The sequence below is a fragment of the Streptococcus oralis genome, assembly GCF_001075675.1.
Classification (GTDB): Bacteria; Bacillota; Bacilli; order Lactobacillales; family Streptococcaceae; genus Streptococcus; species Streptococcus oralis_V.
In genome coordinates, this window is sequence record NZ_JUNW01000056.1 from 67,245 (window position 1) to 82,783 (window position 15,539).

The 15,539-nt window shown below is 40.0% G+C and carries 13 protein-coding genes; 12 read left to right on the forward strand and 1 reads right to left on the reverse strand.

The window, feature by feature from the left end; all coding sequences use genetic code 11:
• Window positions 1–229 precede the first annotated feature (229 nt).
• From ADM50_RS09010 to metK, 12 genes are all read left to right on the forward strand, one after another.
• Window positions 230–2,008: a phosphotransferase gene (locus tag ADM50_RS09010; protein ID WP_049485406.1), complete on the forward strand. Its 1,779-nt coding sequence runs from the start codon at window positions 230–232 to the stop codon at window positions 2,006–2,008.
• A 1-nt stretch (window position 2,009) separates the two neighbouring features.
• A complete protein-coding gene (locus tag ADM50_RS09015) occupies window positions 2,010–2,195 on the forward strand; it encodes a hypothetical protein (protein WP_000859104.1) in 186 nt (61 codons plus the stop codon).
• A 1-nt stretch (window position 2,196) separates the two neighbouring features.
• Window positions 2,197–3,624, forward strand: a complete 1,428-nt coding sequence (locus ADM50_RS09020; protein ID WP_049485407.1) for a cytosine permease — start codon at window positions 2,197–2,199, stop codon at window positions 3,622–3,624.
• Between the two features lie 152 nt (window positions 3,625–3,776).
• Window positions 3,777–4,433: a CBS domain-containing protein gene (locus ADM50_RS09025; RefSeq protein WP_000268643.1), complete on the forward strand. Its 657-nt coding sequence runs from the start codon at window positions 3,777–3,779 to the stop codon at window positions 4,431–4,433.
• A 110-nt stretch (window positions 4,434–4,543) separates the two neighbouring features.
• Window positions 4,544–5,639 (forward strand): peptide chain release factor 2 gene (gene prfB / locus ADM50_RS09035; RefSeq protein ID WP_096753628.1). Its coding sequence is split into 2 segments (ribosomal slippage): window positions 4,544–4,615 and window positions 4,617–5,639, totalling 1,095 coding nucleotides; the frame shifts between segments, so codons are not numbered across the junction.
• 17 nt (window positions 5,640–5,656) lie between these two features.
• Window positions 5,657–6,349, forward strand: a complete 693-nt coding sequence (gene ftsE, locus ADM50_RS09040) for a cell division ATP-binding protein FtsE (RefSeq protein ID WP_000022275.1) — start codon at window positions 5,657–5,659, stop codon at window positions 6,347–6,349.
• On the forward strand, window positions 6,342–7,268 hold the full coding sequence (gene ftsX / locus ADM50_RS09045) for a permease-like cell division protein FtsX (RefSeq protein ID WP_049485408.1): 927 nt from the start codon (window positions 6,342–6,344) through the stop codon (window positions 7,266–7,268). Before ftsE ends, ftsX begins: the two co-directional genes overlap by 8 nt.
• 218 nt (window positions 7,269–7,486) lie before the next feature.
• Window positions 7,487–9,673, forward strand: a complete 2,187-nt coding sequence (locus tag ADM50_RS09050; RefSeq protein ID WP_080976194.1) for a PTS transporter subunit IIBC — start codon at window positions 7,487–7,489, stop codon at window positions 9,671–9,673.
• A gap of 51 nt (window positions 9,674–9,724) precedes the next feature.
• On the forward strand, window positions 9,725–10,540 hold the full coding sequence (locus ADM50_RS09055; protein ID WP_049485409.1) for an endonuclease/exonuclease/phosphatase family protein: 816 nt from the start codon (window positions 9,725–9,727) through the stop codon (window positions 10,538–10,540).
• 131 nt (window positions 10,541–10,671) lie between these two features.
• Entirely contained in the window at window positions 10,672–12,015 is a 1,344-nt protein-coding gene (locus ADM50_RS09060) for a DEAD/DEAH box helicase (protein WP_049485410.1), read from the forward strand.
• Window positions 12,016–12,257: 242 nt separating this feature from the next.
• Window positions 12,258–13,637 carry a VWA domain-containing protein gene (locus ADM50_RS09065; RefSeq protein ID WP_049485411.1) on the forward strand — a complete coding sequence of 460 codons (1,380 nt, stop codon included), beginning with the start codon at window positions 12,258–12,260 and terminating at the stop codon, window positions 13,635–13,637.
• A 301-nt stretch (window positions 13,638–13,938) separates the two neighbouring features.
• Window positions 13,939–15,129 (forward strand): methionine adenosyltransferase, encoded by a 1,191-nt coding sequence (gene metK, locus ADM50_RS09070; RefSeq protein ID WP_049485412.1) that lies wholly within the window; start codon window positions 13,939–13,941, stop codon window positions 15,127–15,129.
• Window positions 15,130–15,196: 67 nt separating this feature from the next.
• Here metK and ADM50_RS09075 read toward each other — a convergent pair whose 3' ends face one another.
• A complete protein-coding gene (locus ADM50_RS09075) occupies window positions 15,197–15,496 on the reverse strand; it encodes a DUF1827 family protein (protein ID WP_000767191.1) in 300 nt (99 codons plus the stop codon).
• Window positions 15,497–15,539 lie beyond the last annotated feature (43 nt).

Below are 15,539 nucleotides of genomic sequence, written 5' to 3' on the forward strand. Positions count from 1 at the left end.
CTTTTTAGTTGGCGGATAAGGATTGCAGCCAAGCGACACCTAATACGACTACTTATCAAAAATATAAAATATTTCAGGGCTCCAGAATAAGGAGCTCTTTTATTTATATGTTTTTTGAGGAAAGGGAAGAAGGCCTTAATTTTTACTCATTGTTTTCCTATTTGAATTGACAGTCCTTTTTGTTCATATTATAATATGAGTAAGAGAAAATTGAACAGGAGGACTGAGAATGGTAACAGAAAAACAATTTAAACTTTTGCGTTTTATGTTGATACATAAAGAAAAGACATTTACTCAGCGACAGTTAGCTGAAGAGTTAGACCTATCTTTAGGAACAATCAACACATTATTGAAAAAACTGAAAGAAGAGAAGTGGGTTGATGAGGAGCTTCACTTAACTGAACTAGGTCAGAAAGTTTTAGACCCCTATCGAGTAAAAAATGCCATTATAATGGCTGCTGGCATGAGTAGCCGTTTTGCTCCTTTGTCTTATGAGATTCCCAAAGGATTGCTTCAAGTCAAGGGGGAACGCTTGATAGAGAGGGAAATCAGACAGCTGCAAGAAGCAGGAATAGAAGATATAACCGTTACTGTAGGCTACTTACAAGAAAAAATGTTCTATCTTGCAGAGAAGTTTGGTATAAAAATTGTAGTAAATAATGATTACTACAAATATAATAACTGTTCGTCTCTTATGTTGGTTAAAAATCAACTTTCCAACACTTATATTTGTTCATCAGATAATTATTTTGTGGAAAATCCTTTTGAGCAATATATTTATAGAGGTTACTACTCGACGATATTTGCAGAAGGTCAAACGGACGAATATTGTGCTATAGAGGATTCGAATAACACCATCATTGATATCCAGATTGGTGGAGAAAATACTTGGGCTATGGTGGGGCACGTTTATTTCGACCGTGCATTTAGTGAGAAATTCAAGGAAATTTTAGAAAACGAGTTTAAGCACGAACCTTATCGGGAACAGCTTTGGGAGGATTACTATAGTCGGCATGTCAAGGAACTCCTTTTAGAAGCCCGTCACTATTCAGCGGATATTGTTAAAGAATTCGACTCTCTAGATGAACTCCGTCAATTTGATGAACGTTATTTGGTAAATGCAGATTCAGCTATTATCGATAATATCTGTAAGACATTAAAGTGTGTGGCTTCAGATATTGTCAATATCAAACCTCTAAAAGATGGGTTAACCAACACATCATTTTCATTTGACTGTCTAGGAAAAAGATATGTTTACCGTCATCCGGGCAGGGGAACGGAAAATTATATCGACCGAGCTAGTGAAGCAGCTTCTATGGAAATTGCTACAAAATTAAAGATTGACCGTACCTTCGTAGCTATGAACAAGCATGAGGGCTGGAAAATTTCAGAATTTATTCCCAATGCTAAGCAACTGGATTATGATAATTGGGATGATGTGGCACAAGCAATGGACCTCTTGAGACGGTTACACCAATCTGGAGAAAAAACGGAACATTCCTTTGCCCAGTTTGAGGGAATTATTGATTTTAGAGAAAAATTGAAAGCTAGAAATCGATTTGAATTTGATGGCCTCGAGGAATTGGATGAAACTGTTTCACTTCTCAAAAATTATTTACAGAATGATCCGAAACAGGTTGTTCTTTGTCATGGAGATTCCTATAGTCCTAATTTTTTGTTGAATGAAGCAGGCGAAATGAGCTTGATTGATTGGGAATATTCTGGAATGGGAGAGCCAGCAGGAGATTTGGGGACCTTTATCGCGTGTTCTAATTATACCGTAGAGGATGCTGAAAAAGTACTGGAATTGTATCTACAAGAAGTACCAGATAAGAAAACCAAACGTCACTACTTGGCTTATGTAGCAGTGACCTCATATTATTGGTTCTTGTGGGCTTTGTTCCAGGAGAGTGTCGGAAAACCAGTCGGTGAGTTTCTCTACATCTGGTATCGCTATACCAAACAATATGGACAACTGGCCCTTGACTTGTATTTGGAGGAGAACTGAGATGAAAACGACATCTGAAATTGAAGAATTAGTAGCAACTGAAACAAAGAGAAGATTGGAAGAAATGGAGTCACCAAACTACGAGTTTGTTCAACCCTTCCTAAAAAGTGATTTCATTTTAATCATCTCCATAGTCCTAATCAACCTTGTTTTGATTATCTTAGCAATGACGGGAGGAATTCAATAACATGTCTAAAATGAATGACTATATCCAACAAGAAACCATAACCGGAATTGTTCCCATGACCAATAAGGATCGTCAGTATTCTTTTTGGGATCTCTTTCTATCGACAAGTGGTTTTGCCATTGCTACTTGGTGTTATACCCAAGGGGCTTATGTAGCTCAATATTTGACCTTTAATCAAATGTTGATAAATATTTTTAGCTTTAACATTATCTGGGTCTTTATTGAATGTCTTCCTATTTTATTTGCGGTTAAGTATGGAATTGATTTGTGGATTTGGTTGAGAGCCGTTCTAGGAAAAAGAGGTGTAGCCCTGTTATCAACCATTATTAGCTTGGCTAACTTTGGATGGTATGCTGTTGCGGCCAATCTTTTTGCCAGTTCCATGATCCATTTGGCAAATAATTTTGGTCTTGGTTTGGACAAGGGAGTATGGGCGCCTATTCTTGGTACCCTCTGTGTTCTTCTTGGGACTCTCATTGCTCTTGGAGGCCCGGAAGTGATTAAATGGACCAATCGCTTCTTGGTTATCGCCTTATTGATTGTCGGTCTGATTATCGTTGGAATCTGCTTTGTCGCCGTTCCTATAACGGATATTATGAATATCCAACCAGCCACTCAAGGAGATTTGACGCCATTAGAACGCTTCATGCTCTCTGGAGAAGGAAATGTTGCCTTTGCTTTCTCTTGGTCTACACAGGCATTGGTTTTACCGCGTTTAGCAAAAACAGAACGCAGTGGTTATTGGGCTACAGCCTTATCATACGGAGTTGTGGCTCCATTCTTCGTTGCTACAGGTGGAGTCATGGCTCTAGCCATGTTTGTCAAAACAGGTGTGTATGAAAGTGATCCAACAACCATGCTATCAACTCTAAGCACCCCAGCCTTTGCTCTCTTAAGTCTACTACTAGTAGCCTTTGCTAATATTGGAACCCAGGGGACTGGATCATACGTGAACTGTATGATTGTCAAAAGTGGGATGCCCAAAGTAAGCTATAAACTAATGGTTTGGATTGCCATGGTTTACGTGAGTCTACTCACTATCTGGGGAGGAGTAGAAGAGTATTTCGGATCCTTCATCTCCCTAGCTGCCTATATTCAGGGGCCAATTATTGGTATGATTGTTGTCGACTATTTTATCTTAAGAAAACGAAAACTCGACTTGCGTTCAGCCTATTTCCTTGAAGGGCATGACGCATACGAATTTACTAAAGGATTTAACTTAGTTGGCTTGTCTTGCGTATTTATCTCCTTATTGGTAGCGGTACTTTTTGTCTACAACCCTGTAACTGCACAAATTCAAAGTCCAATCTTTTTAATCACAACTGGTAGCGGATTTACTGCGCTATTTGGTGGTCTACTATACTGGCTAGCTAGTCTTAGCCCACTGAAACGTTATATGATAAAAGATCGAGACACTGTTACGATTTAAGAAGAGAGGGGACTTCGGTTCCCTTTTAACTTACACTGGCATTTTATGCAAACTTCTCAGATTATTCAAAATCTTGAAAAAGAGATGAAAGCGTTTGATAGATTTTCTAAGAAAGTGTATAATAAAAGTAGTAATATAGAAGGAGAAGTCTCATGGCAGTTAAAGATTTCATGACCCGTAAGGTAGTTTATATCAGTCCAGATACGACTGTAGCACACGCAGCAGATTTGATGCGCGAGCAAGGTTTGCACCGTTTACCTGTTATCGAAAACGATCAATTAGTCGGATTGGTAACAGAAGGAACCATTGCGGAAGCCAGCCCATCTAAAGCAACCAGTCTCTCTATCTATGAGATGAATTATCTTCTGAATAAAACCAAAGTAAAAGATGTAATGATTCGAGATGTCGTGACGGTTTCTGGCTATGCTAGTCTAGAAGATGCGACCTACCTGATGCTGAAAAATAAAATTGGGATATTACCAGTCGTAGACAATCATCAGGTCTACGGCGTCATTACAGACCGCGATGTTTTTCAGGCTTTCTTGGAAATCGCCGGATACGGAGAAGAGGGGATTCGTGTTCGTTTCATTACAGAAAATGAAGTAGGAGTACTGGGGAAAATTGTAGCTTTAATTGTAGAAGAGGATTTAAATATTTCCCATACTGTAAACATTCCACGTAAGGATGGCAAGGTCGTCATCGAAGTTCAAATTGATGGAAAAATCGATTTGACTGCATTAAAGGATAAGTTTGAAAAAGAAGGAATTCAAGTGGAGGAGATCACTCATACCTCTGCTAAAGTCCTTTAAACAAGAGGCTTTAGAGCCTCTTTTCTTTTGCAATCAAAAGCGGTGAAAAGCAAAATATGGAAAGAAATGAGAGATTATGGTATAATAAAACGATATGAAAAGGAGTATCTATGGACATTTCAGAAATTCGTCAAAAAATTGACGCAAATCGTGAAAAATTAGCTTCTTTTAGGGGGTCTCTTTGACCTCGAAGGCTTAGAGGAAGAGATTGCCATCTTGGAAAACAAGATGACAGAACCTGATTTTTGGAACGATAATATCGCGGCCCAAAAAACGTCGCAAGAATTAAATGAATTAAAAAACACCTACAACACCTTCCGTAAAATGGAAGAGTTGCAGGATGAAGTTGAGATTTTATTGGACTTTTTAGCAGAAGACGAGTCAGTCCATGATGAACTGGTCGAACAGTTGACGGAATTGGATAAGATGATGACCAGCTACGAGATGACCCTTCTCTTGTCAGAACCTTATGACCATAATAATGCAATCTTGGAAATCCATCCAGGATCTGGTGGTACTGAGGCACAGGACTGGGGCGATATGTTGCTTCGTATGTATACTCGTTATGGAAATGCCAAAGGCTTTAAAGTAGAAGTCTTGGATTACCAGGCTGGTGATGAAGCAGGTATCAAGTCTGTGACCTTGTCTTTTGAAGGACCTAATGCTTATGGCCTACTTAAATCAGAAATGGGTGTTCACCGTTTGGTCCGTATTTCTCCATTTGACTCTGCCAAACGTCGCCATACTTCATTTACATCCGTAGAGGTTATGCCTGAGTTGGATGATACCATCGAAGTGGAGATTCGTGAAGATGATATCAAAATGGATACCTTCCGTTCAGGTGGTGCTGGTGGGCAAAACGTCAATAAGGTTTCAACAGGTGTGCGTTTGACACACATTCCTACGGGAACTGTCGTCCAATCAACGGTCGATCGTACCCAGTATGGAAATAGAGATCGTGCCATGAAGATGTTGCAGGCTAAGCTCTATCAAATGGAGCAAGAAAAGAAAGCTGCGGAAGTTGATTCCCTTAAAGGTGAGAAAAAAGAAATCACATGGGGAAGCCAAATCCGTTCATATGTTTTCACGCCTTATACTATGGTAAAAGATCACCGTACAAGCTTTGAAGTTGCTCAGGTAGATAAGGTGATGGATGGAGACCTTGATGGTTTTATCGATGCCTACCTCAAGTGGCGAATCAGCTAAGATAGAAAGGAACTCATATGTCAATCATTGAAATGAGAGATGTTGTCAAAAAGTATGACAATGGAACGACTGCCCTGCGTGGAGTATCTGTTACCATTGAACCAGGAGAGTTTGCCTATATCGTAGGACCTTCTGGGGCAGGTAAGTCAACCTTTATTCGAGCTCTATACCGAGAAGTAAAGATCGAAAAAGGAAGCCTAACAGTTGCAGGCTTTAATTTAGTTAAAATTAAGAAGAAAGATGTCCCGCTTCTACGTCGTAGTGTCGGGGTAGTCTTTCAGGATTACAAACTCTTGCCTAAGAAGACTGTTTATGAGAATATTGCCTATGCAATGGAAGTAATCGGTGAGAGCCGCCGCAACATCAAAAAACGTGTTATGGAAGTATTGGACCTGGTTGGTTTGAAACATAAGGTTCGCTCTTTCCCTAATGAACTCTCAGGTGGAGAGCAGCAACGGATTGCGATTGCTCGCGCGATTGTCAACAATCCTAAAGTATTGATTGCCGATGAGCCAACAGGAAACTTGGACCCAGATAATTCATGGGAAATTATGAATCTGTTGGAACGCATCAATCTCCAAGGTACTACTGTCTTGATGGCAACCCACAATAGCCAGATTGTAAATACCTTGCGCCACCGTGTCATTGCCATTGAAAATGGCCGTGTCGTTCGTGACGAAGCTAAAGGAGAATATGGATACGATGATTAGTAGATTTTTTCGCCATTTATTTGAATCATTAAAAAGTTTAAAACGAAATGGCTGGATGACAGTAGCAGCAGTGAGTTCGGTTATGATTACCTTAACACTCGTTGCCCTGTTTGCATCTGTAATTTTTAATACAGCAAAACTGGCTACCGATATTGAAAACAACGTTCGGGTCATGGTTTACATTCGTAAGGATGTAGCTGATAACAGTGAAACGATTGAAAAAGAAGGTCAGACAGTTACCAATAATGACTACCACAAGGTTTATGATGCTTTGAAAGCTATGCCTGCTGTTAAGAGTGTTACCTTCTCAAGTAAAGAAGAACAGTACGAAAAACTAACGGAAACAATGGGTGACGATTGGAAGGTCTTTGAAGGGGATGCAAACCCTCTCTATGATGCTTATATCGTCGATACAAATTCTCCGAGTGATGTTAAAACTGTAGCTGAAGAAGCTAAGAAAATTGAGGGAGTATCAGAGGTTCAAGATGGTGGAGCCAACACTCAACGACTTTTTGAATTGGCTTCCTTTATCCGTGTTTGGGGATTGGTTATTGCAGGGCTCTTGATTTTTATCGCAGTCTTCCTCATTTCCAATACCATTCGTATCACCATTATTTCACGTAGTCGTGAGATTCAGATCATGCGTCTTGTAGGAGCGAAAAATGGCTATATCCGTGGTCCATTCTTGCTAGAAGGTGCTTTTATTGGCTTGCTCGGTGCAGCAATTCCTTCAGTCCTTGTATTCTTTGTTTACAATATGGTTTATCAATCGGTCAATAAATCCTTGGTAGGTCAAAACTTGTCAATGATTACGCCAGATGTGTTTATTCCTCTGATGACAGTCCTATTATTTGTAATCGGAATTTTCATTGGTTCAATTGGTTCAGGGATTTCGATGCGTCGATTCTTGAAGATCTAGTTGGATTTAAATGCAAATTGCAGTACAAATCAGAAAAATAATACATATTTAAAAGAGAAGTTTTCGTAAACTTCTCTTTTTCCTTTCTAAAAATAAAAAAAATAGACAATTTTTTTATAAAAGCCTTTACAAAAAAAATAAAAGTGGTATAATTAATACATAACCAAATGCAAACGTTTTCGTAAAACGTTTGCCTAAATAAAATAAAGGAGATTTGAATGATGAAAGCTACATTCAAAAATGTCTTGTCTTTCGAATTTTGGCAAAAATTCGGTAAGGCTTTAATGGTGGTTATCGCCGTTATGCCAGCGGCGGGATTGATGATCTCAATCGGTAAATCAATCGTGATGATCGACCCAAACCTTGCTCCTCTAGTGATTACAGGTGGAATCCTTGAGCAAATTGGTTGGGGGGTTATCGGTAACCTTCATATCTTGTTTGCCCTTGCTATTGGGGGAAGCTGGGCAAAAGAACGTGCAGGTGGTGCATTTGCAGCCGGGCTTGCCTTTATCTTGATTAACCGTATTACAGGTACTATCTTCGGTGTTACAGGTGATATGTTGAAAAACCCTGAAGCAATGGTTACTACCTTCTTTGGTGGTTCAATCAAGGTTGCTGACTACTTTATCAGCGTTCTTGAGGCACCAGCGCTTAACATGGGGGTTTTCGTAGGGATTATCTCTGGTTTTGTTGGGGCAACAGCTTATAACAAATACTACAACTTCCGTAAACTTCCTGATGCCCTTTCATTCTTCAATGGTAAACGTTTCGTACCATTCGTCGTTATTCTTCGTTCAACTATTGCTGCAATTGTACTTGCTGCCTTTTGGCCAGTAGTTCAAACAGGTATCAACAACTTTGGTATTTGGATTGCCAACTCACAAGAAACTGCTCCAGTTCTTGCACCATTCTTGTATGGTACTTTGGAACGTTTGCTCTTGCCATTCGGTCTTCACCACATGTTGACTATCCCAATGAACTATACAGCTCTTGGTGGAACATACGAAGTGTTAACTGGTGCTGCAAAAGGAACACAAGTATTTGGTCAAGATCCACTTTGGCTTGCATGGGTAACTGACCTTGTTAACCTTAAAGGTTCAAATGCTGACCAATACCAACACCTTCTTACAACAGTCACTCCAGCTCGTTTCAAAGTTGGACAAATGATCGGTTCATTTGGTATCTTGATGGGTGTCATCGTTGCTATCTACCGCAATGTTGATGCTGACAAGAAACACCAATACAAGGGTATGATGATTGCGACAGCCCTTGCAACATTCTTGACAGGGGTTACTGAACCTATCGAGTATATGTTCATGTTCATCGCAACACCGCTTTACCTTGTTTATTCAGTAGTTCAAGGTGCTGCCTTTGCTATGGCAGATATTGTTCACCTTCGTGTCCACTCATTCGGTTCAATTGAATTCTTGACTCGTACACCATTGGCAATTAATGCTGGTATTGGTATGGATATCGTTAACTTTATCTGGGTAACTGTTCTCTTTGCGGTTATCATGTACTTCATTGCCAACTTCATGATCAAGAAATTCAACTACGCAACTCCAGGACGTAACGGAAACTACGAAACAGCTGAAGGAACATCAGAAGAAGCAGCTCCTGGAACTCCAAAAGTTGCAGCAGCTTCTCAAGCCGTAAACATCATTAACCTTCTTGGTGGTCGTGCAAATATCGTAGATGTGGATGCATGTATGACTCGTCTTCGTGTAACTGTTAAAGACGCAGATCGCGTTGGTACTGAGGAACAATGGAAAGCAGAAGGAGCTATGGGTCTTGTCATGAAAGGACAAGGTGTCCAAGCTATCTACGGACCAAAAGCTGACGTATTGAAATCTGATATCCAAGATATCCTTGACTCAGGTGAAGTAATTCCTGAAACTCTTCCAAGCCAAATGACAGAAACTCAACAAAATACTGTACACTACAAAGGTGTAACTGAAGAAGTTTACTCAGTAGCTGACGGTCAAGTTGTTGCTTTAGAACAAGTGGAAGATCCAGTTTTTGCTCAAAAAATGATGGGTGATGGATTTGCAGTAGAGCCAGCAAATGGTAACATTGTATCTCCAGTTACTGGTACTGTATCAAGTATCTTCCCAACAAAACACGCTCTTGGTCTTGTCACTGACTCAGGTCTTGAAGTGCTTGTTCATATTGGTTTGGATACAGTAAGTCTTGAAGGAAAACCATTTACTGTTCATGTCTCTGAAGGACAAAAAGTGGCCGCTGGTGACCTTCTTGTCACAGCTGACTTGGATGCTATTCGAGAAGCAGGACGCAAAACATCAACAGTGGTTGTCTTCACAAATGGTGATGTCCTCAAATCAGTTAAATTAGAACAAACAGGTTCTCTTGCAGCTAAAACAGCAGTTGCTAAAGTAGAATTGTAATATACTTGGGGTTGGAAGCTGTTTTCCAACCTCTTGTTTTAGGAGAAAAGCATGAAATTTCTAACACTCAATACCCACAGTTGGATGGAGAAGGAAGCAGAGGAAAAATTCCAAATCTTATTCCAAGACATTCTTGATAAGGATTATGATTTGATTTGTTTCCAAGAAATCAATCAAGAAATGACTTCGCCTGAGGTAGAGGTTAACAATCACTATCAAGCTTTACCATCAGCAGAACCCATTCATCAGGACCACTATGTCCGACTTCTGGTTGAAAAATTGTCTGAGAAAGGGAAAAACTACTACTGGACTTGGGCTTACAATCATATTGGCTATGACCGCTACCATGAAGGCGTAGCCATCTTATCCAAAACACCTATTAAGGCGCGTGAGATTTTAGTATCAGATGTAGATGATCCAACGGACTACCATACTCGTCGCGTTGCCTTGGCTGAGACAGAGGTTGAAGGTAAGGAACTTGCTCTTGCAAGCGTTCATCTCTCTTGGTGGGATAAAGGTTTCCAAGAAGAATGGGCACGATTTGAGGCTGTACTAAAAGAGTTGAAGAAACCTCTAATTTTAGCGGGTGATTTTAATAATCCAGCTGGTCAGGAAGGCTATCAAGCGATTTTAGCTAGCCCATTAGGATTACAAGACGCGTTTGAAGTTGCGAAAGAAAGAAGTGGTAGCTATACCGTTCCACCAGAAATTGATGGCTGGAAAGGCAATACTGAACCACTACGAATCGACTACGTCTTTACGACCAAAGAGTTAGAAGTAGAGAGTTTACAAGTAGTTTTTGATGGGCAGAATAGTCCACAAGTCAGTGATCATTATGGTTTGAATGCTGTATTGACCTGGAAATAATGAAAGAGGTTGGAATCAGAGGTTCCAACCTTTTAAGTTACTTGGATCTTTACTACAGGACTGAGACTCAAATGGGACTACTGCAATAGGACAAAATGTGGTATAATTGAAAGGATAGAATCGAGGATAGTATGTCATTTAAGAAATTTCAATTTAAAAATTATATAGCAGAAGCCTTGGAGGAGTTGAAATTCTCAACTCCAACAGAGGTACAAGAAAAATTAATTCCTATTGTACTGGCAGGTCGTGACTTGGTGGGCGAGTCAAAAACTGGTTCAGGAAAGACTCATACTTTCTTGTTACCCATTTTCCAGCAATTAGATGAAACTAGCGATAGTGTGCAAGCAGTCATTACTGCACCAAGTCGTGAGTTGGCCACTCAAATCTACCAAGCAGCTCGTCAGATTGCAGCTCACTCAGATGTCGAAGTTCGTGTGGTTAATTATGTGGGTGGTACGGATAAGGCACGTCAGATTGAAAAACTTGCCAGCAACCAACCACATATCGTTATCGGAACGCCAGGTCGCATCTATGACTTGGTCAAATCTGGTGATTTAGCTATTTACAAGGCTAAGACATTTGTAATTGATGAAGCCGATATGACCTTGGATATGGGATTCTTGGAAACCGTTGATAAGATTGCAGGAAGCCTTCCAAAAGACTTGCAATTCATGGTCTTTTCAGCAACTATTCCACAAAAATTACAACCGTTCTTGAAAAAATACTTGTCAAATCCTGTCATGGAAAAAATCAAGACTAAAACAGTTATCTCAGATACCATTGATAACTGGTTGATTTCGACCAAGGGCCGCGACAAAAATGCTCAAATTTACCAGCTTACTCAGTTGATGCAGCCTTATTTGGCAATGATTTTTGTTAACACAAAAACGCGTGCTGATGAATTGCATGCATACTTGACTGCTCAAGGATTGAAGGTAGCAAAGATTCATGGGGATATTGCTCCTCGTGAACGCAAGCGGATCATGAATCAGGTGAAAAACCTGGATTTTGAGTACATTGTCGCAACGGACTTGGCAGCGCGTGGAATTGACATTGAAGGTGTCAGCCATGTTATCAATGATGCCATTCCGCAAGACTTGTCCTTCTTTGTTCACCGTGTTGGACGGACTGGGCGCAACGGTCTGCCTGGTACAGCTATTACCCTTTACCAGCCAAGCGATGACTCGGATATCCGTGAGTTGGAGAAATTAGGAATCAAGTTTACTCCTAAGATGGTCAAAGACGGAGAGTTTCAAGATACCTATGACCGTGATCGTCGTGCCAATCGTGAAAAAAAGCAAGATAAGCTTGATATTGAAATGATTGGCTTGGTTAAAAAGAAAAAGAAAAAAGTCAAACCAGGCTATAAGAAGAAGATTCAATGGGCGGTGGATGAAAAACGCCGCAAAACCAAGCGTGCTGAAAATCGTGCTCGTGGCCGTGCCGAGCGCAAAGCCAAACGCCAAACATTTTAAAAACTCAGTAGAATCACCTGATTCTACTGAGTTTTTATTTCCTGAAGTACTCGATAGAACTAATAATTATATACTTAAAAAAATTTGATTTATAAAACAGTATTAGCTTTAAAACTTGTTTTTAGACCAACATTTTATTGAAATTGTAAGGAAAAAAATTGAAAACTATACAAATTTGTGTTATCATACTATAAAACAATCGGATTATACCATTTGATCCGTGAAAAGAAAAGGGGACTTCTATGGATAAATCATTTATGAAACAACAACGTTTTTCATTCCGTAAAATGAAAGTTGGGTTGGCTTCTGTAGCAATTTTGTTTGCTTTTGCTCAGGTTGGACAGGTGTCTGCTGATGAAACAACACAACCGGCATCTACTTCAGCTGAAACAGTAAAGAAAACCGAAGCAAATAAATCGGCAGTCGAAGCTGCTGTAGCAGAAATTAAAGCTGATGAGGCGAAACCAGTCGTTAACCAATCAGATGCAAAACCTGGAGAACTTGTTGATGTTTCTAAGAAGGTTTCACCTATTGACGTGAAAGAACGCCAAGAAGGTGATCAAAAGATTCATGAAGAAACTGCAACAGTTGAAGTCACAAAGACAGAAGTGGCACCTGTAAAAAGTGAAGAACTTCCTGCTCCAAAGACTGAAACAACTGAGAGTACAGTGAGTGGGAAAGATGAAGATGGAAATTCTTATACCCAATATGAACGTGTTGATAAAACAACTACAGTCGAAATCAAGAAAGCGACAAGAACGATTTCAAAATCTAACTCTGCCGATATCGTTTTTGTTGTTGACCGTTCAGCATCTATGTCTCGAACTATTGACACTGTCCGTAACAATATCAATGAGTTTGCAAGAAATCTTGCTAAAGATGGAGTAGCAGCACGTTTTGGATTAGCTACCTTTAGTGATGAAGTATATGGACGTATAGGTGGATTAGCAGATGAGGGTACAATTTTAACAAAATTTAATGAATCTTATTTTACCTCTGACCCAGCTGAGCTTGAAAAAGCCTTAGCAGGCATTAAGCTTGCACATGGTGGAGACTTCCCTGAAACATCTACACCTACTCTTACACAAATTGTTTCAACCTACGACTGGTCTAAGTCACCTAAAAATAAAAAGTTTGTCGTATTGTTGACAGATGCTCCAATGAAGGAGGATCCTTCAATTCCAACGATGGCGAATACTCTTGCGTCTTTGAAAGCCGCAAAAATCGAAAGAATTGTTGCAACTTCGACAGGGACCGATATTAGCTATAAAGATTTTGCATCTGAAGGTCGATTAATGAATATTGATCGTAACTTGGCTGATTCTTTAACTAAGGATGCAACTACATGGATTGTTGAAACTGTGACTGAAGGACACAATTACAAGATAACGAAAGATAATTACCAATTTTACCTAGAACGTCGTACAACACTACCTATTGCTCAGACAGGAAGTGCGACTCCAACTACCACAGTTCCAGTAGCTACAGCTTATAAAAAAGAAGTAGCGAAACTCCCTGATACAGGAAGTAATGATACAGCGAACTATGGTATTGTGGGACTTGGCCTCCTAATGGCTGGACTTGGCTTAACTGTAAGCAATAGAAAGTCTAAGGAACAGTAAGCCTAACTGGAAGATTGTTTGTAAGAACATTGTGATAAAAAATAGGTAGTTTGTAAACGAAGTATGCAGATAAGCATATGTATGACCTTCTGTATTATGGAGTACAAGCCGAATTTTTATGACGAGAAAAGAGCCGTAAGGTTCTTTTTTCGATTTCGAGAAAATACTGCAAAAAAAAGTAAAAAGTGGTATAATGATAAGGTTATATAGTCCCGATAAGGTGGTAGGCATTCATTACTAGTAGTTTTCCTATCAGTACTTTGTAACTCTATAACAATATTTTTTAAGGGGGGACATTTTTATGTCAGAACGTAAATTATTCACGTCTGAATCTGTATCTGAGGGGCATCCGGATAAGATTGCAGACCAAATTTCAGATGCGATTTTGGATGCTATTTTAGCAGAGGATCCAGAAGCGCACGTTGCTGCTGAGACAGCTGTTTATACTGGTTCTGTCCACGTTTTTGGTGAAATTTCGACAAATGCCTATGTGGATATTAACCGTGTGGTTCGTGATACCATTGCAGAGATTGGCTATACCAATACCGAGTATGGTTTTTCTGCGGAGACAGTGGGAGTTCATCCTTCACTTGTTGAGCAGTCACCAGATATCGCACAAGGTGTGAACGAAGCCTTGGAAGTTCGTGGGAATGCAGATCAAGATCCACTGGACTTGATTGGAGCTGGAGACCAAGGTCTCATGTTTGGATTTGCAGTAGATGAGACAGAAGAACTTATGCCATTACCAATTTCACTTAGTCACAAACTGGTTCGTCGTTTGGCGGAACTTCGTAAATCTGGTGAAATCAGCTATCTGCGCCCAGATGCTAAATCACAAGTTACTGTTGAGTATGATGAAAATGACCGTCCAGTGCGCGTGGACACAGTCGTGATTTCAACTCAGCACGATCCAGAAGTCAGCAACGAACAAATTCACAATGATGTGATTAACAAGGTTATTAAAGAGGTGATCCCAGCTTCTTACTTGGATGAGCAAACAAAATTTTTCATCAACCCAACTGGTCGCTTTGTCATCGGTGGACCTCAAGGGGACTCCGGTTTGACTGGTCGTAAGATTATCGTGGATACTTATGGTGGCTACTCTCGTCACGGTGGTGGTGCCTTCTCTGGTAAGGATGCGACTAAGGTTGACCGCTCAGCCTCATATGCAGCTCGTTATATTGCTAAAAATATCGTTGCAGCAGGTCTTGCCAAGAAAGCAGAAGTTCAATTGGCCTACGCTATTGGTGTTGCGCAGCCTGTTTCTGTCCGTATCGATACCTTCGGTACAGGAACAGTAGCTGAAAGCAAGCTTGAGAAAGCAGCCCGTCAAATCTTTGACCTTCGCCCTGCAGGAATTATCCAAATGTTGGACCTCAAACGTCCAATTTACCGTCAAACAGCGGCTTATGGACACATGGGACGTACAGATATTGACCTTCCTTGGGAACGTTTAGACAAGGTAGATGCTTTGAAAGAAGCTGTAAAATAAAAATAAAAGATTGGTAGAAACTACCAATCTTTTTTTGCAAAAGAAAACCAGCTTTTGGCTGGCTTTCTTATTTTGTAGGAATAGAAATTTCAATCAATTTATCTGAATAAAGCGTCTTGATATTAGCTTCATCGATATTATCTTTATCGATTTTGCGTTTCATGAAGAAATCTTGGATGGTTTCGATTTCAGGTTCACGAATAGCGCGGTGTTTGTTGGAAATGAGGATTTCATAGTGAAGCGGAGCTTGAGTGAAAATCACATCTGTGTTTCCAGCTGAATAGACTTCAACAAGCGTTGCGTCAGTGCTTTCTAATTGGCTTTTAACAAGTTGCGAGTGTGAATTAGTCGTGTTGATAAGCTTCATAATAGTTCCTCCGATTTTCTAACTCTATTATAGCACTTTTTGG